The sequence below is a fragment of the Nocardioides carbamazepini genome (genome assembly GCF_024614185.1).
GTDB lineage: Bacteria > Actinomycetota > Actinomycetes > Propionibacteriales > Nocardioidaceae > Nocardioides > Nocardioides carbamazepini.
The window spans coordinates 492,360-511,453 of sequence record NZ_JAHTLF010000016.1 but is presented as its reverse complement, the minus strand read 5'-3'; the positions used below and the strand labels follow the sequence as shown (position 1 = coordinate 511,453).

The following is a 19,094-nucleotide window of genomic DNA, read 5'->3' as shown; positions in this document are numbered from 1 at the left end:
CACCCGTCTCTGGAACCCGGGTCGGCGGGCTGAGCAGGGTCGGCGGCATGCGACCAACTCGACCCCTCCGACTCCTCGTCCTGACCGTGCTCGCGCTCGTGGCCGGCGTTCTCGGCCTGCCGGGTGCCGGCACACCTGCCGCCGTCGCGGCCCCCTCGAACGCCGGCACGATCGTCTACCTCAAGGGCTACGACATCTACGTCGCGCGGCCGGACGGGACGGGCGAACGACGCCTGACGACCGACGGCACCGCGGCGAACCCGTGGCGGACGCCGAGCGGGGCCGACGACGGCACCGTGGTCGCCGCCCGCGGTCCGCTGGTGGTTCGGATGGACCAGTGGGGAACGGAGCTCAACAGCTTCGACCCGCCGGACCTGTTGGACTCGGCCGGGGAGACGATCGGCGGCCAGGTCGTCCACACCGCGGTGTCGCCGGACGGCTCGGGGGTCGCCTACACCTACGAGCACTACACCTGCCCGCGCAACGGCAACGCGTGCCGCACGCGGTGGACGACGGCCATCAGCGCGTCCACCGCACTGAGCTCCCCGCATCAGTACGGCTTCGCGTTCTACCCGGACCCGTCCTGGATCACCGGCTCCCGGCTGGTCCTCGGGGGCAACACCGACGACCTCAACATGTTCGACCCCGGCGTCAACCAGAACGCATGGTTCTACGACGCGCAGCCCAACGTGACCGACCCGCACGACCTGTTCGAGCCGACGCTCTCGAGGGACGGCTCGATGATGGCGACCGTGCGCGGAGTGGGCGCCGAGCAGCACATGGCGACCTGGCAGGTCAACGGGGACATCCTTCACGGCCCGGTCACGGCGGGGAACCCCGACATCTGGCCGACCCTGGCCTGCAAGTGGATCCAGGCCAGCTTCTCGAGCCCGACCTTCTCGCCGGACAGCACCTCCCTCGCCTGGGCCGAGGGCGACGGGATCTGGATGGTCGAGGACCCGCTGGACTGCAACGACGCAGCCCTCGTGATCCCCGGCGCCTACGCACCGCACTGGACCGCGGCGGCCCTGCAGTCGGTCCGACCGATCTACAGCTTCGGGAAGGGCGCCGACCCGACCGTCACGGCCAAGAAGGGCAAGGCCCGCGTCGGCAAGAGGCTGTACGCCACAGCGGGCTCGTGGAGCCCGGCTCCGACCGCGATCCGCTACCAGTGGCTGCGCAACGGCAAGCCGATCAACAAGGCGACCGCGGCGACGTACAAGGTCAAGAAGAAGGACCGCAACCGCCGGCTCACCGTCCGGGTCACCGTGAGCCGAGTCGGGTACGCCGACGCGGTCGCGGTCAGCAAGAAGGTCAAGGTGAAGCGATGAGGACCGCCCCCACGGCGCGCCTGCGCGCGGCGGTGGCGGCCGCGGCGGCGCTGGTGAGCCTGACGACCCTGGCCGCCTGCGGCGGCGGGGACGACGGCGCGGACGACGGCGGGGACGGTGTCGCGGAGACGACCGGAGGCGACCCGGGCGGCACCGTGGAGGAGGGCACCGGCGACGACGACGGGCCCGCCGGCGTGCCGGACGAGTGCGGCGAGGCCTTCCCCCAGGCGCTCGGCCCGGCCGACGTCGCCGACCTCGCCCTCCTGCCCGACGGGTTCCCGGACCCCCCGGTCGAGGCCACCTTGTGCATCACGGCCGAGACGGTCGGCGGCAGCCAGGAGACGGCGTCCTACGCCACCGACGCCACGGCCGAGGAGATCCTGGCCGGCTACGAGACCGCGCTCGCGTCGTACGGCGCGGTGCGGGACCAGGACGGCATCGGCCGACCGATCGTGACGGCGGCCGACGGGGACCTCGACATCCAGGTGACACCGCAGGACGGCGGCTTCGTGCTGGCGTTCTCCGGCTGAACCGGCCACCCCGGGCTGCGGGAGCGACCATGATGGGCCTCGTGCCCGCGCCCGACCTGTCGCTGCCACGCGACCGCGACGCCCGAAGTGGCGCCGGTCGCGTGGCCGCGGTCCTCGGCGCATCTCAGGTGCTGCTGGCGGCGGCGACGCTCGGGATCCTCCTGGCGACGTCGCACGTCCCGGACCCGGACTACGAGGTGCGCCGCGAGCTGGCCCCGCTCGATCTGGTCGCGAGCCTGCTCTACGGGCCGCTCGGGGCGCTCATCGTCAGCCGCAGCCGGCATGCGGTCGGGTGGGCGTTCCTCGTCATCGGAGGCGGGTACGCCGCCACCGCGGCCGGCATCGCCTGGACGATCCTGTGCGTGGCGGAGCCCGGCCTGCCGGGCGCCGCGGTGGCCGCGCCGATCCTGCTGGCCGGATGGACGACGTCGACCCTGGTGTCGCTGCTGGTGCTGCCGTTCCTGCTCAGCCCGGGGCCGCCGACCGGATGGCCCCGGCGGTTCGCCGTCGCGGGCGCGACCGTGGTCGCCGTGGCCAGCGCTTTGCGGCTGCTCATCCAGACGCCCGGCGCGCCGACGAACCCGCTGTCCGCCGGCACCGGGCTCGCCGACCTCGCCTACGACGCGGACTCGGCCCTCATCCCGATCTACTTCCTCCTCGGCCTGGCGGTCGCGGGCTGGCTGGCCCACCGGCTGCGCTCCGGGGACGCCGAGCAGCGGCGCGGCCTGTCGTGGCTGCTCGCCGCCCTGGTCGTCGTCGCGCTCGCGTACATGACCTTCGAGATCGGCATCAGCCTCGCGGGCACCTGGTTCGTCGCGGGCATCGTGCTGCTCTCGATCGCCGAGGTGATGCTGCTCGCGGCGGTGTTCGTGCTGATCCGGCGCCAGCCGACCTGGCGCGTCGACCTCGCGATCTCCCGGACGCTGGTGGGCCTGCTGCTCACCACGACCCTGGTGGCGGCGTACGTCCTCGCCGTGTGGGCGCTGAGCCTGATCGTGCCGTGGGGGGCGGAGTCGACGGGGCTGGTCGCGGTCGCGGCGCTGGCGCTGGCGGTGCTGCCGTTGCGGGACTGGCTGCAGGGGCAGGTCGAGCGGCTGGTCTTCGGGTCGGCCGCCGACCCGTCGGCGCTGCTGGAGCGGGTGGCCCACGCGATCGACGCCGGCGACCCGGACAGCCCCCAGCTCAGCGGCCTCGTCGAGGCACTCCGCAGCGCGCTCCGGCTGGCCCGGGTCGAGGTCAGCCTGCACGACGAGCTGGTCGCCGCCGCGGGCCGGCGCGCCGCGGACGACGACGCACGGTCGCTGTGCCTCGATCTCCATCCACGTGGCCGGACGGTCGGCATGCTGACCGTGGTGCCGCCGCGTGGCGAACGGCTCGATCCGCGCACCGTGCGGCTGTTGCGCCAGATCTCCGGGCTCGTGGCGGTCGCCGCCCTCCTCGACGAGGCGAACCGGGCCGTCGAGGAGGCCCGTGCCCGGGTCATCGAGGTGCGTCACGAGGAGCGGCGGCTGCTGCGCCGTGAGCTGCACGACGGCCTGGGTCCCGCACTGTCCGGCACCGCGCTGGCCCTCGCCGCGGTGCCGGCCACCTCGCAGCTGAGCCCCGACGACGCCGTACTGTTGCGGCGGTTGGTCGGCGAGCTCAGCCATCGCGCCGACGACGTGCGCCAGATGGCCCGCGTGCTGCTGCCCCCCGTGCTCGACGAGGGACGTCTCACCGAGGCACTGACCCTGCTCGCCGACCGCTACACGATGCCGCGCTTCTCGGTCTCGGTCGAGGCGCCGAACGCCGACCGGCTCGACGGGATCCACCAGATCGTCGTCTACCAGGTGGCCGCGGAGGCGATCCGCAACGCCGCCCGGCATGCCGGCGCACGTCGCTGCCTGGTCCACCTCACCCTGCCGGTGCACGGCGGCCTACGACTCGAGGTCTCCGACGACGGCCGCGGGATCGACCGGTCCACTCCCCCCGGGGTGGGCATCATGTCCATGCGGGAGCGGGCCGCCGAGCTCGGTGGCACCGTCGAGGTGCGCGCCCGCCAGGAGAAGGGGACCCATGTGGTCATGATGCTGCCGTGAACGACGTCGAGCCGATCCGGGTGCTGGTCGTCGACGACCACCCCGTCTTCCGGATCGGGATGGCGGCACTGCTGCGATCGCTGCCGGACGTCGAGGTGGTGGGCGAGGCCGCGGACCGCGCCGAGGCGCTCGCCGTGGCCGAGGAGCACACGCCGCACGTCGTCCTCATGGACCTCGACCTCGGCGGCGACTCGGGCGTCGAGACGACTCGTGAGCTGTGCCGGCGGGACCCGACACTCGGTGTACTGGTGATCACCATGCTCGGCGACGACGACTCGCTGTTCGCCTCGATCCGCGCCGGCGCCCGCGGCTTCCTGCTCAAGGGTGCCTCCCCCGACGAGGTGGCCCGGGCGGTGCGCTCGGTCGCCAACGGCGACTTCCTGCTCGGGCCGCAGCTCGCCCAGCGCGGCGCGCTCTACCTCTCCGGTGCCCGCACCCGAGGCACGCTGCCGTTCCCCGAGCTGACCGACCGCGAGCGTGAGGTCGTGGACCTGGTCGCCCGCGGCTACGACAACGCCACGGTCGCGCGGCGCCTGGTCCTCAGCAGCAAGACCGTGCGCAACTACGTGTACGGCGTACTCGCCAAGCTCGACGTACCCGACCGCGGCCAGCTGATCGTCCGTGCCCGCGAGGCGGGGCTGGGCGGTGAGGAGTCCGACGACCTGTCGCGGTGACCGCCCCGGGATGTCCCGGGAGATGTCCCGCAGATGTCCCGGTCGACTGTCCCGGTGGACGGCCCGAGAGATCGTGACGAGGGGACCTGACACCCGGGCCGTCGGTCCGCCGAGCCTGGGGGCATGAACGAAACCACTCCTCTGTCCCCGTCCGTGCCCGCACCGACGGCCCCGGAGGGCCGCGGCGGGTTCACCGCCTGGCCCCTGCTCATCGCACTGTGCGGCGTCATCGGCGTCATCGCGCTCTTCCTCGAGGGCCGGCCCGACGCCAACGGCACCGACTTCGACTACCCCGTCACCGCCGAGGACGTCCTCGGTCTCGACCACGTCCCGTACCGGCTCTCCGGCGCGGTCGGCTACCTCCTCGCGCTCCTGCTGATCGCGACCGCCGTCGTGTGGCGGCACCGGGTCGAGCGCCGCTTCCCCGGCTCGTCGGGCGCCACGGCCGTCTCGTTCGGCGTCATCGCCACGGCCGCTCTGGTCACGTTGACCTATGGCTGGCGCGGCGCCGTCGGCAACTACCTGCCGGGCGGCCCCGAGGCCGACACCTACGACGCCGAGGGTCTCTACAACTACTACATCATGACCGACTTCAGCCCCTATATCGCCTTCATCCCGCTGCTCGCCTCGGCGTACGGCCTGGCCTGGATGGCCTTCCGCGAGCAGCTGGTCTCCCGCGGCCTGGGCGCTCTGGCGGGTCTCTTCGCCAGCGCGCTGCTGGTGGCTGTGTTCGTCACCGGCGTGCCCGGCCTGCCGTCGATGATCATCATCGGCCTGATCGCCGCAGGCATCTGGCTGGCCGTCGGCCGCAGCCCGATCACGGCGGTCCAGCCGTGAGGTGCCGTGCCATCGCCGCGGCGGTCGTGGCGACCGCCGCGGCCGCGGCGGTGTCGACCGCCGCGCCCGCACAGGCCGAACCCGGCCTGTGGGACACCGTCCCGCCCGAGGTCCAGCTCGGCATCCCGGCCAGCCCCGGACAGGGAGTCTGGGCCGGGTGGTACAAGGAGCCGGTCACGATGACGGTCAACGCCACGGACAACATCGGCGTCGGCCTCATCGAATGGGTGCGCAGGGGGGCGCACCACGACGACGGCAAGGTCGGCGGCCAGGGCACCACCCTGACCTTCACCCAGCAGGGCGTCACCGATGTCGAGGTGGTGGCGACCGACTTCAGCGGCCGCATGGGGGGCGCGGAGTACGGCGTCGGCCTCGACCTGACCGACCCGACCATCGCATTCGGGGGCAGCGCGGCCAACGGCCAGCCGATCCGGCGGGGCGAGGAACGGCGCCTGGAGATCGCCTGCGCCGACGTACCCACGGCGGTCATCTCCTGCCAGGCCCGCATCGGGCAGGACAGGTTCGGCTTCGGCGAGCCGGTCCCGACCGCCGCCAACGGCACGTACGCGGTCCACGTGACCGCTTTCGACGCCGTCGGGCGGTGGACGGAGAAGACGTTCACCTACACCGTGGTCGACCCGCTCCTGCAGGTCGTCGACAACCCCTCGATCGCGGGCAACCCGACCAGCGCCACGGTCGGCCAGACCCTCACCGCGGCCGGCGGCACCTTCACGCCGACCGCGACCCGGGTGGACTACCACTGGAAGGTGGGCGACAACGCCCCCGTGACCGCCCCGACCTACGAGGTCAAGCCGGAGGACGTGGGCAAGCGCATCTCCCTGTATGCCACCGGGCACCGCGCCGAGCACGTGGTCGCGACGACGCCCACGGTGGGGAACGTCCTGGCAGCGGCCGGCACGCTGCAGGCCACCGGCCGACCGACCGTCATCGGCACGGCCCGGGAGGGTGAGGCGCTGACCATCGTCGCGGCCGGGGTGACGCCGGCGCCGCAGCTCGTGGAGAACATCTGGACCGTCGACGGCAAGGAGCTCAAGACGGACCCGCCGGTGCTTCGTCTCTCACGTGACCATGCCGGCAAGACGATCCAGTGCCGGCAGCGCTTCTCCAAGCCCGGCTACACGCCGCTCTCCGTTCCGTGCGTCTTCGCCGACGGCTCCGACCGCGTGACGGTCGCCGCACCGTCCGTCGGCACCACGGATGCGGCCTGGAGCGTGCTGACGCCCGCCGCGATCAAGGGCAAGGCCACCGTCGGCAAACGCCTCCGCGCCGTCCGCCCGCAGCTGTCCGGACCCGCGACGTCGTACGCCTACCAGTGGCTGCGCAACGGCAAACCCATCGCGGGCGCCACCGGACCGACGTACAAGCTCAAGAAGACCGACGCCAAGCGCAAGGTCACCGTGCAGGTCACGGCGTCGACCGCGCACCGCCCCGACACCGTCTCGGTCGCCAAGGCGAAGAAGGTAGGTCGCTGATGAACCCACGACCCCGGACCCTCCACCTGCTCGCGACGCTCGCCCTGGCCTGTGCCGGGGCGGGCATCGCCACCCCCGCACACGCCGACCTGCCACCAGGCGGCGACAACACCCCACCCAAGATCACCGTCACCATCCCTCCAAGCCCCTGGGAAGGCTGGTACCCCGGCCCCGTCAACGTCACCATCTCAGCCACCGACGCCGCCGGGATCGAAGGACTTTCCTACACCCTCACCGGCGCCCAGACCGGCGGAGACAACTCCGACTTCGAACCGCTCGACCTCACCATCTCCGAGCAGGGCACCACCACGATCAACATCACCGCGACCGACGCCAACGGTCTCCAGACCAAACAGAAGTACGGCGTCGGAGTCGACCTCACCGACCCGACGCTCACGGTCGGCGGCACCCTGACCGACGGCGCCGATCTGCACACAGGTGACGTCCGGACGGTGGAGTTCACCTGCGCCGACGCCCCTACGGGCATTGGCTCCTGTACAGCGGTCAACGACGGCGCGTCACTGCCGTCGGGCGCCGCGGTCAGCACGGCCTGGATCGGTCGCCACACGGTCACCGTCACCTCGACCGACCGGGTCGGGCGGACCCGGGTGCGGACGATGGCCTACTGGGTGGACCAGCCGCCTCTGACGATCGTCAGCAACCCGGTCATCGAGGGGAGCCCCACCACGGCTTACGTCGGTCAGCTGCTGCGTGTCGGCGGAGCGGCCTTCGCGCCCACCCCGGGGTACTTCATGTACGAATGGCTGGTCGACGGCGTGTTCGTGGCCCAGGGCGACACGTATATGCCGCGGGAAAACGAGCTCGGCAAACGCATCTCGGTGCGCGCCTTCGGCACCCTGACCGACGGATACCGAGAGACGTACACGCCCGCTGTCGGCAACCTCCTCATCGAGCTCGGGCCGCTGCGGGTGACCCGGCAGCCCACCATCGAGGGCAACCCCGGCGCGGTCTGGCCCGGTGAGCAGTTGCGTGTCAGCGGCGGCACGTTCGAACCCGCTGCCAGCAGCATCGCCTACCGCTGGTACGCCGGGGACGAGCTCGTCGGCACCGGCGCCACCTACACCGCCCGGCCGGCTGACGTCGGCAGGACGATCGCGGTGGAGGCCGTCGGGACGCGTGCCGGCCACCCGGACACCCCGAGCGGCAGGGTCGGCTCCATCCTCGTGCTGAACCACGAGTTCGGCGTCGAGAGCGGGCCCGCGGTGAGCGGTACGCCACGGGTCGGCGAGGAGCTCGTGATGGCCGGTGCCCGCGTCACCCCGGACCCGGAGGTCGTCCGGAGCTTCTGGACCATCGGCACCACCGTCACGGAGACCGCCACTCCGCGGCTGCTGATCACCCAGGAGCATGCCGGGCGGACCATCACCTGCCACCAGGTGGTCTCCAAGCCCGGGTACGCCGACGCCCGGCTGCCCTGCACGTTCGCCGGCGGAGCCGACAGCGTGACGGTCGCCGCTATCCCCGGGCCACCGTCCGCCGGCACGGATGCGGCCTGGAGCGTCCTCGTCGCCGCCGCCGTCAGGGGCAAGGCGACGGTCGGCAAGCGGCTCCGCGCGGTCCTTCCCCAGGTCTCCGCCCCGGCACAGAGCTGGACCTACCAGTGGCTGCGCAACGGCAAGCCCATCAAGGGCGCCACCCAGGCGACCTACCGGCTCCGCACGAAGGACGCGAAGCGCAGGATCGCCCTCCGGATCACCGCCGTCAGCCCCACCGGCACGGTCCTCGTGTCGGTCTCGCCCTCGAGGAAGGTGCGCCGATGAGGACCGCCGGACGACGCGGTCTGCTGACCGTCCTCATCCTGGCCGGCATGGTGACGGGCGCCACCGGGCAGCCGACCGCGATGGCCGACGAGCTGAAGGAGTTCTACTACTACGGCCCGAACCCCACCGTGAGCGGCATCCCCTACGCGGGCGAGACGCTGACCGTCACTCGCGCGGGGCTCCTGCCGGACCCGTCGTACGTCGAGACGCGGTGGACCCTCGACGGGGTCCTCCACGTGGACGCCGACCACAGCCTCCCGCTGACGCCGGACATGGTCGGCACCCGGATCACCTGCACGCAGGTCTACGCCCACCCGGGCTATCGCACCGAGACACTGCCGTGCGCGTTCAACAACAGCCTCCCCGCGGTGACCGTGTCGGCCCGGCCGGGAGGGCCGACCCCGCCACGCCGACCCCGCCCACGCCGACCATGCCCACGGCCGACGGAGCGTGGACGGCGACGACGCCCGCGGGGCTCAAGGGCAGGGCCGAGGTCGGCACGAGGCTCCGGGCCGTCCTGCCCCAGCTCACCGCACCCGCCGGCACGTACTCCTACCAGTGGCTGCGCAACAACAAGCCCATCAAGAAGGCCACCAAGGCGACGTACCGGATCCGCAGGACCGACCGCGGGCGCAAGATCAGCGTCCGGGTCACCGCCTCCGCCCCGCGGCTTCCCGATCTCGTCTCCGTCTCGCCGGCCGAGCGGGTCCGGCGCTGAACCCCCTCCCCCACAGAGGAATGTCCCCGAGAGGAAAGGACCAAGGCCCTCCCGAGCTCTGCTCGGGAGGGCCTTTGGGCGTCAGGGGCCGGTCATCGACCGGGATCCGATCAAGCAGGTTGATCGGATCCCGGTCGTTGTCCGTTCCAACTCAGTTCTGGTAGGAACCGAAGTCGAAGTCGTCCAGCGCCACGGCCTGGCCCTGGTTGCCGAACTCGTAGTCGTAGGACTCGTAGCCCGTGACGGCGTACGCCGCGGCGCGCGCCTCCTCGGTCGGCTCGACCCGGATGTTGCGGTACCGCTCCAGGCCGGTGCCGGCCGGGATCAGCTTGCCGATGATCACGTTCTCCTTCAGGCCACGCAGGCTGTCGGAGCGGCCGTTGATCGCGGCGTCGGTGAGGACCCGGGTGGTCTCCTGGAAGGAGGCCGCCGAGAGCCACGACTCGGTCGCGAGCGAGGCCTTGGTGATGCCCATGAGCTCGGGACGACCCGAGGCCGGCTTGCCGCCCTCGGAGACCACGCGACGGTTCTCCTCCTCGAAGCGGACCCGGTCGACGAGGTCGGACGGGAGCAGGTTGGTCTCACCCGACTCGAGCACCGTGATCCGGCGCAGCATCTGCCGCACGATGATCTCGATGTGCTTGTCGTGGATCGACACGCCCTGGGACCGGTAGACCTCCTGGACCTGGTCGACGAGGTGCTGCTGCGTGCGGCGGACGCCGAGGATGCGCAGCACCTCCTTCGGGTCCTCCGTGCCGGCGGTGAACTTGTCTCCCACCTCGACCCGGCCGCCGTCCTCGATGAGCAGCCGCGAGCGGCGGGAGACGGGGTACTCCTTGACCTCGCTGCCGTCGTCAGGGGTGACGACGATGATCCGGGCCTTGTCGGTCTCCTCGATCGCCACGCGGCCGGCGGCCTCGGAGATCTGGGCGTGACCCTTGGGGGTGCGGGCCTCGAAGAGCTCCACGACGCGGGGCAGACCCTGCGTGATGTCGTCGGCCGAGGCCACACCACCGGTGTGGAAGGTACGCATCGTCAGCTGCGTGCCGGGCTCACCGATGGACTGCGCCGCGATGATGCCGACGGCCTCACCGATGTCGACGAGCTTGCCGGTGGCCAGCGAGCGGCCGTAGCACTTCGCGCAGGTGCCGGTCCGGGCGTCGCAGGTCAGGACCGAGCGGACCGTGACCTCCTCGATGCCGGCCGCGATGAGCTCGGCGATCTTGACGTCACCGAGGTCGTCGCCCGCGCCGGCGAGGATCTCGCCGGTGCCGGGGTGCGCGATGTCCTTGGCGGCCGAACGGGCGTACGCCGCGGTCTCGGCGTTCTCGTCCTTGACCACGACGCCGTTCTCGTCCTTGACGCCGATGACCTTGGGCAGGCCGCGCTCGGTGCCGCAGTCGTCCTCACGGATGATGACGTCCTGCGACACGTCGACCAGACGACGGGTCAGGTAGCCCGAGTCGGCGGTCCGCAGCGCGGTGTCCGCCAGACCCTTGCGGGCACCGTGGGTGGAGATGAAGTACTCCAGCACGGAGAGACCCTCGCGGAAGTTGGCCTTGATCGGCCGCGGGATGATCTCGCCCTTCGGGTTGGCCACCAGGCCACGCATGGCGCCGACCTGGTTGATCTGGTTGAAGTTGCCCGAGGCACCCGAGTGCACCTGCACGTAGATCGGGTTGGTCGGGTTGGCCTCGAAGGTGGCGCGCAGGGCCTTGCCGACCTCCTGGCTCGCCTTCGTCCAGATCTCGATGAGCTCCTGACGGCGCTCCTCGTCGGTGACCAGACCGCGCTCGTACTGCTTCTGGATCTTCGCCGCCGCAGCCTCGTGCTCGGCCAGGATCTCGGCCTTGTTGGGGGGCGTGATCACGTCCGCGATCGACACCGTCACGCCGGAGCGGGTCGCCCAGTGGAAGCCGTTGTCCTTGAGGGCGTCCAGCGACGCCGCGACGACGACCTTGGGGTAGCGCTCGGCGAGGTCGTTGACGATCGAGCCGAGGCGCTTCTTGCCGACCTCCTCGTTGACGTACGGGTAGTCGGCCGGCAGCGCGTCGTTGAAGATCGTGCGGCCCAGGGTGGTCTCGACCAGGGTGGCCACGCCCTCCTCGACGCCCTCGAGCGCAACATCGGTCAGGCGGATGCGCACCCGGTCCTGCAGCGTGATCTCGCCACGGTCGTAGGCCATGATCGCCTCGGCCGGGGACGTGAACGAGCGCAGACGGGTCTCGCCCTCGATCTCGACCGTCGCCTCGCCACGCTCGGTGGTGAGGAAGAACAGGCCGATGATCATGTCCTGGGTCGGCATGGTCACCGGACGGCCGTCCGACGGCTTGAGGATGTTGTTGGTCGACAGCATCAGGATCCGTGCCTCGGCCTGGGCCTCGGCGGACAGCGGCAGGTGCACGGCCATCTGGTCGCCGTCGAAGTCCGCGTTGAACGCGGTGCAGACGAGCGGGTGGAGCTGGATGGCCTTGCCCTCGATCAGCTGCGGCTCGAAGGCCTGGATGCCGAGGCGGTGCAGGGTGGGCGCACGGTTGAGCAGCACGGGGTGCTCGGTGATGACCTCTTCGAGGACGTCCCACACGACCGGGCGCGCCCGCTCGACCATCCGCTTGGCGGACTTGATGTTCTGCGCGTGCGACAGGTCCACGAGCCGCTTCATGACGAACGGCTTGAAGAGCTCCAGGGCCATCTGCTTGGGCAGACCGCACTGGTGCAGCTTGAGCTGCGGACCCGACACGATGACCGAACGGCCCGAGTAGTCCACGCGCTTGCCGAGCAGGTTCTGGCGGAACCGACCCTGCTTGCCCTTGAGCATGTCGGACAGCGACTTCAGCGGCCGGTTGCCCGGGCCGGTGACGGGACGACCACGACGGCCGTTGTCGAACAGCGAGTCGACGGCCTCCTGGAGCATCCGCTTCTCGTTGTTGACGATGATCTCCGGCGCGCCGAGGTCGAGCAGCCGCTTGAGGCGGTTGTTCCGGTTGATCACCCGGCGGTACAGGTCGTTGAGGTCGGAGGTCGCGAACCGGCCACCGTCGAGCTGCACCATCGGGCGCAGGTCCGGCGGGATGACCGGGACGGCGTCGAGGACCATGCCCTCGGGCTTGTTGCCGGTCTTGCGGAACGCGTCGACGACCTTGAGCCGCTTGAGGGCGCGGACCTTGCGCTGGCCCTTGCCGGTGGCGATGGTCTCGCGCAGGTTCTCGACCTCCGCGGCGATGTCGAAGTCCTGGAGCCGCTTCTGGATGGCCGTGGCGCCCATGTGGCCCTCGAAGTACTTGCCGAACCAGTTCTTCATCTCGCGGTAGAGGACCTCGTCACCCATGAGGTCCTGCACCTTGAGGGTCTTGAACGTGTCCCAGACCTCGTCGAGGCGGTCCAGCTCGCGCTGGGCGCGGTCGCGCATCTGCTTGAGCTCGCGCTCGGCGCCGTCGCGCACCTTGCGGCGCTGGTCGGCCTTGGCACCCTCGGCCTCGAGGGCGGCGAGGTCCTCCTCCAGCTTCTTGGTGCGGTCCTCGAGGCCGGCGTCGCGCCGCTTCTCGATGGACTGGCGCTGCAGGCCGATCTTGCCCTCGAGGTCGGACAGGTCGCGGTGACGCGCGTCCTCGTCGACGGAGGTGATCATGTAGGCGGCGAAGTAGATGACCTTCTCGAGGTCCTTCGGCGCCAGGTCCAGCAGGTAGCCGAGCCGGCTCGGGACACCCTTGAAGTACCAGATGTGGGTCACCGGGGCGGCGAGCTCGATGTGGCCCATCCGCTCGCGGCGGACCTTGGAGCGGGTCACCTCGACGCCGCAGCGCTCGCAGATGATGCCCTTGAAGCGGACCCGCTTGTACTTGCCGCAATAGCACTCCCAGTCCCGGGTGGGACCGAAGATCTTCTCGCAGAAGAGTCCGTCACGCTCCGGCTTGAGCGTGCGGTAGTTGATGGTCTCCGGCTTCTTGACCTCGCCGTGGCTCCACGTGCGGATGTCGTCCGCCGTGGCCAGGCCGATCTGGATCTGCTCGAAGAAGTTCACGTCCAGCAAGGTTTGTTCCTTTGGGTTGCTGTTTGAGTCAGTAGCTAGGGACTGTCCCGGGGGGACGCGCTTCGCGCGGCTGCTTGCCTGTTCCGGGAGGACAGGCGCTCGCTGCGCTCGCGCGTCCTCCCGATCAGACTTCTTCGACGCTGCTGGGCTCGCGGCGCGACAGGTCGATGCCGAGCTCCTCGGCGGCGCGGAACACGTCCTCCTCCGCGTCCTTCAACGCGATGGGGGAGCCGTCCTGCGACAGCACCTCCACGTTGAGGCAGAGCGACTGCATCTCCTTGACGAGGACCTTGAACGACTCCGGGATGCCCGAGTCGGGGATGTTCTCGCCCTTCACGATGGCCTCGTAGACCTTGACGCGACCAGGCACGTCGTCGGACTTGATGGTGAGCAGCTCCTGGAGGGCGTAGGCGGCGCCGTACGCCTCCATCGCCCACACCTCCATCTCGCCGAACCGCTGGCCACCGAACTGGGCCTTGCCGCCCAGGGGCTGCTGCGTGATCATCGAGTAGGGGCCGGTCGAGCGCGCGTGGATCTTGTCGTCGACCAGGTGGTGGAGCTTGAGGATGTACATGTAGCCGACCGAGACCGGCGACTGGAACGGCTCGCCGGAACGACCGTCGAAGAGGTTGGCCTTGCCGTCCTCCTTGATCATCCGGTCACCGTCACGGTTCTTGTGCGTGACGCGGAGCAGTCCGGTGATCTCGTCCTCGCGGGCGCCGTCGAAGACCGGCGTGGCCAGCTTCGTGTTCGGCGCGGCCTCGTCGGCACCGATCGAGATCAGGCGCTGGGCCCAGTCCTCGTCGCGCAGGTCGGCGTCGATGTGCCAGCCCTGCTTGCCGAGCCAGCCGAGGTGCAGCTCGAGGATCTGGCCGATGTTCATCCGTCGCGGCACACCCAGCGGGTTGAGCACGACGTCGACCGGCGTGCCGTCCTCCATGAACGGCATGTCCTCGATCGGCAGGATCTTCGCGATGACGCCCTTGTTGCCGTGACGGCCGGCGAGCTTGTCACCCACGGAGATCTTGCGCTTCTGCGCGACGTAGACGCGGACCAGCTGGTTGACGCCCGGCGGGAGCTCGTCGCCCTCCTCGCGGTCGAAGACGCGAACGCCGATGACCGTGCCGGACTCGCCGTGCGGCACCTTCATCGAGGTGTCGCGCACCTCGCGCGCCTTCTCACCGAAGATCGCGCGGAGCAGGCGCTCCTCGGGGGTCAGCTCGGTCTCGCCCTTGGGCGTGACCTTGCCGACCAGGATGTCACCGGTCGAGACCTCGGCGCCGATCCGGATGATGCCGCGCTCGTCGAGATCGGCGAGCATCTCCTCGCTGACGTTCGGGATGTCGCGAGTGATCTCCTCCGGGCCCAGCTTGGTGTCGCGGGCGTCGACCTCGTGCTCCTCGATGTGGATCGAGGTGAGGACGTCCTCCTGCACCAGACGCTGGCTGAGGATGATCGCGTCCTCGTAGTTGTGGCCCTCCCACGGCATGAACGCCACGAGCAGGTTGGTGCCCAGCGCCATCTCCGCGTTGTCGGTGCACGGGCCGTCGGCGATCGGCGAGCCGACCTCGAGCCGGTCCCCCGCCTCGACCAGCGGCCGCTGGTTGATGCAGGTGCCCTGGTTGGAGCGCTTGAACTTCGCGAGCCGGTACGACGAGTAGGTGCCGTCGTCGTTCATCGTCTCGACGAGGTCGGCGGAGACCTCCTTGACGACACCGGCCTTGTCGGCCACCACGACGTCACCCGCGTCGACCGCGGCCCGGAACTCGATGCCGGTGCCCACGATCGGGCTGTCGCTCCTGATGAGCGGCACGGCCTGACGCTGCATGTTGGCACCCATGAGCGCACGGTTCGCGTCGTCGTGCTCGAGGAACGGGATCAGGGCCGTCGCGACCGACACCATCTGGCGCGGGGAGACGTCCATGTAGTCGACGTCGTCGGCCAGGACCTCGGCGACCTCGCCGTTGCGCTGGCGCACCAGCACCCGGTCCTCGGCGAAGCGGCCCTTGGCGTCGAGCGCCGCGTTGGCCTGCGCGATGACGTAGCGGTCCTCGTCGTCCGCGGTGAGGTAGTCGACCTGGTCGGTGACCACACCGCCCTCGACCTTGCGGTACGGCGTCTCGACGAACCCGAACGGGTTGATCCGGCCGTACGACGCGAGCGAGCCGATCAGGCCGATGTTCGGGCCTTCCGGCGTCTCGATCGGGCACATCCGGCCGTAGTGCGACGGGTGGACGTCACGGACCTCCATGCCGGCGCGGTCACGGGAGAGACCACCCGGGCCGAGCGCGGACAGGCGACGCTTGTGCGTCAGGCCCGCGATCGGGTTGGTCTGGTCCATGAACTGCGAGAGCTGCGAGGTGCCGAAGAACTCCTTCAGCGCCGCCACCACAGGACGGATGTTGATCAGGGACTGCGGCGTGATGGCCTCGACGTCCTGGGTCGTCATCCGCTCGCGGACCACGCGCTCCATCCGGGCCAGGCCCGTGCGGAGCTGGTTCTGGATCAGCTCGCCGACCGTGCGCATGCGACGGTTGCCGAAGTGGTCGATGTCGTCGGCGCTGACCGGCAGGTCCTTGCCGTCGGCGTCCTGGCGGATCTCGCCGCCGATGGCCGTCACGAACTCGTCGGCGTTGTGCAGCTGGACGATGTACTTGATCGTCGCGACCATGTCGGCGATCGTCATCGTCTGCTGGTCGAACGCCTCGTGCGTGCCGAGCTTCTTGTTGACCTTGTAGCGGCCGACCTTGGCCAGGTCGTAGCGCTTCGGGTTGAAGTAGTAGTTCTTCAGCAGCGTCAGCGCGGCCTCGCGCGTCGGCGGCTCGCCCGGACGCAGCTTGCGGTAGATGTCGAGCAGCGCGTCGTCAGGACCCTGGGTGTTGTCCTTCTCCTCGGTCAGCTGGATCGACTCGTACTGACGCAGGTCGGCCATGACGGCCTCGTAGTCGTACTCCTCGCCGGTGTCCTCGGCGACGGCCTGGAGGGCCTTGAGCAGGACCGTGACGTTCTGCTTGCGCTTGCGGTCGAGGCGGACGCCGACCATGTCGCGCTTGTCGATCTCGAACTCCAGCCACGCGCCGCGGCTCGGGATCAGCTTGGCCGTGAAGATGTCCTTGTCGGACGTCTTGTCGGCGGTGCGCTCGAAGTAGACGCCCGGCGAGCGGACGAGCTGCGAGACGACCACGCGCTCGGTGCCGTTGATGACGAAGGTGCCCTTCGGGGTCATCAGCGGGAAGTCGCCCATGAAGACCGTCTGGCCCTTGATCTCACCGGTCTCGTTGTTGGTGAACTCCGCGGAGACGTAGAGCGGGGCGGAGTAGGTGAGGTCCTTCTCCTTGCACTCGTCGACGGTGTACTTCGGGTCGTAGAAGACCGGGCTCTCGAACGAGAGTGACATCGTCTCGGAGAAGTCCTCGATCGGGGAGATCTCCTCGAAGATCTCCTCGAGGCCGGACTTGAACGTGGCGTCGACGCCAGCGGCGATACGAGCCTCGATCCGGGCCTTGTGCGCCTCGTTGCCGATCAGCCAGTCGAAGCTGTCGGTCTGGAGGGAGAGGAGCTGCGGGAGCGCCAACGGCTCCTGGATCTTCGCGAAAGAGATGCGGGACTTACCGGGGGTGGTGCGCGCGGCCAAGAGTTGTCCTTCGACGGGTTCGACTCTTCGAGAGCGCCCTGACCCACCACGTCATCGGCCACCGGGTAGGCCGAAGCGCATCTGAGGGCAGGCGCAAGGAGCCACGATACACCACACACGAGCGCTCCACAACGTCGACTGCGCAACCTCGCACAGCCGGGGAGCGGCTCCCTCAGTCCCCGAACGAGGACCGGGTGGAATCCGGTCCGCCGATCATGCTGCGCGGACCCGCTCAGGTCAAGCGGCCCCGCCGCGTGCCCGGCCCCCTCGACCATCGGTCCGTCGCGTTCGAACGCGCCGGGTCGGCGTCGTCCTCGCGTTCAGATGGGACGGGTCAGCCGCAGTCCGAATCCACGCAGATGCCGTCGAGCAGCCAGCCCTGGTCGCTGCCGGAGTCCCGCACGAGCTGCAGCGTCGCCCACATCCGCAACGTGCTCCGCTCCCCACCGTCGCGGACACTGTCCTGCCGGATGAACACCACGACGGAGGCGACCTCGCCGTCCGCGCTGAGCCGGGTCAGGGCGACCCCCTCCGCCGCGGCCTCGACCACGATCTTCTGCTTCGTCGCCTCGTCGGTCAGCTCCGGCCACAGCTTGGTCTGCTTGGCCGCCAGCTCCGGCGTGAGGTACTGGGTCACCCGCTCCAGGTCGGCGTCCATGGTCTGGTAGCCGTACGAGAAGGCCGGCGCCACGATCCGCTCCGCGGCGTTCTCGACCTCGACGGACGACCTCTCGAAGCGGAGGTTGCCCTCGGCCACGTCCTTGGCCGTGTGGTCACCGCGGGCACCGGGCAGGAGCGCGAGGGTCACGGCGAGCCCCACCGCCAGGACCGCGGCGACGCCAGCGGCGACCAGTGGCACGGTGCCGGGAGCTCGGCGGCCTGACGGCGGCTCGGAGGCAGTTTCGCCGGGCGACCGGCGAAACTCATGCGTGGCCGATGAAGGTTCGTCGGGCAGGCGTGAGGGTTGTCCTCCAGGCTCGACCGTTTCGGCGGTGGAGCGGCGGACCTGTGCCGTGGGGGAATAGGCCGCGGCGGGGGGGGGGGCGGGGCGCGCGGCGGCGTAGGCCGCCCGCGGGGGCTGGGCGAGCAGCACGCCGGCGGCGTCGCTGTAGGCCCGGAACCGGCGCTCGGTCGGATCCAGGTCGGCGATCGCCGACTTCCAGGCGGCGCGGATCTCGGCCTCGGTCGCGGTCTCCTCGACATCGAGGAGGTCGTAGAGGTTGGTGCTCATCGGCCCTCCTCCGTGCTCGGCGACGTGCCGTCGGTCGGCTGACCGGACGGCTGACCGCTCGGCTGACCGCTCGGCTGACCGCTCGGCTGACCGCTCGGCTGACCGCTCGGCTGACCGCTCGGCTGGCCGGCCGGCGGGCCGCCCTCGGGGATCGAGGCCTCGCCGAAGGACGGCAGCTCGTCGTCGAGGTCGTCGAGGTCGTCGACCAGCCAGGTGCCACCCTGCTTGACCAGGGCGACCTCGTAGCGGAAGCGGAGCGGCTCGAACGGGATCCGCTGGGCGCTGTCGGCGGGGTCGGGATAGGAGAACTCGACGACGCCCGCGACGAGGAGCTGGGCCGAGTCGTCGTCGATGCTGGCCACCCCGACGGCGTACGGCGTGCCGACGCGGTCGATCTGGGTCTGCTTGACCGTCTCCTCGGCATACCCGACGTTCTTGTCGAACACGGTGCGGAACTTGGCCGTCATCAGCTCGCCGACCGCGGCGTAGTCGGGCATCTTGCCCGCGCTGTCGAGCAGGTCCGGGCCGTAGGTGTTGAACCGCTGGACGAACGTCCGGGCGGCCGCGAGCACCTTCTCGCGGTCGGCGGTCTCGTCGCGGGGCGGGTCGATCAGGGAGTCGAGCCTCTCGCCGGGGTTGGACCCGGCGCCCTTGTCGACCAGCGTCCACACGCTGACTCCGAGCGCGGCGACGACGACGGCGAGCAGCAGCCCGATCACGCTCCAGCGGAGCGTGGCGTTGGATTCCCTCACGCGGC

Annotated in this window: 12 protein-coding genes; 8 read left to right on the top strand and 4 right to left on the bottom strand. The window is 70.4% G+C overall.

What is annotated here, in order from left to right; genetic code table 11:
• Positions 1-47: 47 nt before the first annotated feature.
• The 8 genes from KVF89_RS15135 (at position 48) to KVF89_RS15100 (ending at position 9,442) form a co-directional block, all read left to right on the top strand.
• Positions 48-1,331 (top strand): immunoglobulin domain-containing protein, encoded by a 1,284-nt coding sequence (locus KVF89_RS15135; protein WP_257426699.1) that lies wholly within the window; start codon positions 48-50, stop codon positions 1,329-1,331.
• On the top strand, positions 1,328-1,861 hold the full coding sequence (locus tag KVF89_RS15130; protein WP_257426697.1) for a hypothetical protein: 534 nt from the start codon (positions 1,328-1,330) through the stop codon (positions 1,859-1,861). The genes KVF89_RS15135 and KVF89_RS15130 overlap by 4 nt, the downstream gene beginning before the upstream one ends.
• 29 nt (positions 1,862-1,890) lie before the next feature.
• Complete coding sequence (locus KVF89_RS15125; protein ID WP_257426695.1) at positions 1,891-3,939, top strand: sensor histidine kinase; 2,049 nt, start codon at positions 1,891-1,893, stop codon at positions 3,937-3,939.
• Positions 3,936-4,613 (top strand): response regulator transcription factor, encoded by a 678-nt coding sequence (locus KVF89_RS15120; protein ID WP_257426693.1) that lies wholly within the window; start codon positions 3,936-3,938, stop codon positions 4,611-4,613. The genes KVF89_RS15125 and KVF89_RS15120 overlap by 4 nt, the downstream gene beginning before the upstream one ends.
• A gap of 123 nt (positions 4,614-4,736) precedes the next feature.
• A complete protein-coding gene (locus tag KVF89_RS15115; protein WP_257426692.1) occupies positions 4,737-5,450 on the top strand; it encodes a hypothetical protein in 714 nt (237 codons plus the stop codon).
• Positions 5,447-6,943 carry a hypothetical protein gene (locus KVF89_RS15110; RefSeq protein WP_257426690.1) on the top strand — a complete coding sequence of 499 codons (1,497 nt, stop codon included), beginning with the start codon at positions 5,447-5,449 and terminating at the stop codon, positions 6,941-6,943. Before KVF89_RS15115 ends, KVF89_RS15110 begins: the two co-directional genes overlap by 4 nt.
• The gene (locus tag KVF89_RS15105) at positions 6,943-8,724 is read left to right on the top strand and encodes a hypothetical protein (protein ID WP_257426689.1); all 1,782 of its coding nucleotides are present in this window, start codon (positions 6,943-6,945) and stop codon (positions 8,722-8,724) included. The genes KVF89_RS15110 and KVF89_RS15105 overlap by 1 nt, the downstream gene beginning before the upstream one ends.
• A gap of 430 nt (positions 8,725-9,154) precedes the next feature.
• Entirely contained in the window at positions 9,155-9,442 is a 288-nt protein-coding gene (locus tag KVF89_RS15100) for a hypothetical protein (RefSeq protein ID WP_257426688.1), read from the top strand.
• 151 nt (positions 9,443-9,593) lie between these two features.
• On the opposite strand, the gene KVF89_RS15095 is transcribed toward KVF89_RS15100, so the two are convergent.
• From KVF89_RS15095 to KVF89_RS30435, 4 genes are all read right to left on the bottom strand, one after another.
• On the bottom strand, positions 9,594-13,472 hold the full coding sequence (locus tag KVF89_RS15095) for a DNA-directed RNA polymerase subunit beta' (RefSeq protein ID WP_273475318.1): 3,879 nt from the start codon (positions 13,470-13,472) through the stop codon (positions 9,594-9,596).
• Positions 13,473-13,596: 124 nt separating this feature from the next.
• Positions 13,597-17,106 (bottom strand): DNA-directed RNA polymerase subunit beta, encoded by a 3,510-nt coding sequence (gene rpoB / locus KVF89_RS15090; RefSeq protein ID WP_257426686.1) that lies wholly within the window; start codon positions 17,104-17,106, stop codon positions 13,597-13,599.
• A gap of 334 nt (positions 17,107-17,440) precedes the next feature.
• Positions 17,441-18,337 (bottom strand): hypothetical protein, encoded by an 897-nt coding sequence (locus KVF89_RS15085; protein WP_257426685.1) that lies wholly within the window; start codon positions 18,335-18,337, stop codon positions 17,441-17,443.
• A complete protein-coding gene (locus KVF89_RS30435) occupies positions 18,334-19,089 on the bottom strand; it encodes a PT domain-containing protein (protein WP_257426684.1) in 756 nt (251 codons plus the stop codon). Before KVF89_RS30435 ends, KVF89_RS15085 begins: the two co-directional genes overlap by 4 nt.
• Positions 19,090-19,094 lie beyond the last annotated feature (5 nt).

What these genes read in the sequence shown, in the direction of transcription:
- KVF89_RS15135 (WP_257426699.1), top strand. Translation starts at nt 48, where the DNA reads ATGCGACCAACTCGACCCCTCCGACTCCTCGTCCTGACCGTGCTCGCG.
- KVF89_RS15130 (WP_257426697.1), top strand. Translation starts at nt 1,328, where the DNA reads ATGAGGACCGCCCCCACGGCGCGCCTGCGCGCGGCGGTGGCGGCCGCG.
- KVF89_RS15125 (WP_257426695.1), top strand. Translation starts at nt 1,891, where the DNA reads ATGATGGGCCTCGTGCCCGCGCCCGACCTGTCGCTGCCACGCGACCGC.
- KVF89_RS15115 (WP_257426692.1), top strand. Translation starts at nt 4,737, where the DNA reads ATGAACGAAACCACTCCTCTGTCCCCGTCCGTGCCCGCACCGACGGCC.
- KVF89_RS15105 (WP_257426689.1), top strand. Translation starts at nt 6,943, where the DNA reads ATGAACCCACGACCCCGGACCCTCCACCTGCTCGCGACGCTCGCCCTG.
- KVF89_RS15100 (WP_257426688.1), top strand. Translation starts at nt 9,155, where the DNA reads ATGCCCACGGCCGACGGAGCGTGGACGGCGACGACGCCCGCGGGGCTC.
- KVF89_RS15085 (WP_257426685.1), bottom strand. Translation starts at nt 18,337, where the DNA reads ATGAGCACCAACCTCTACGACCTCCTCGATGTCGAGGAGACCGCGACC.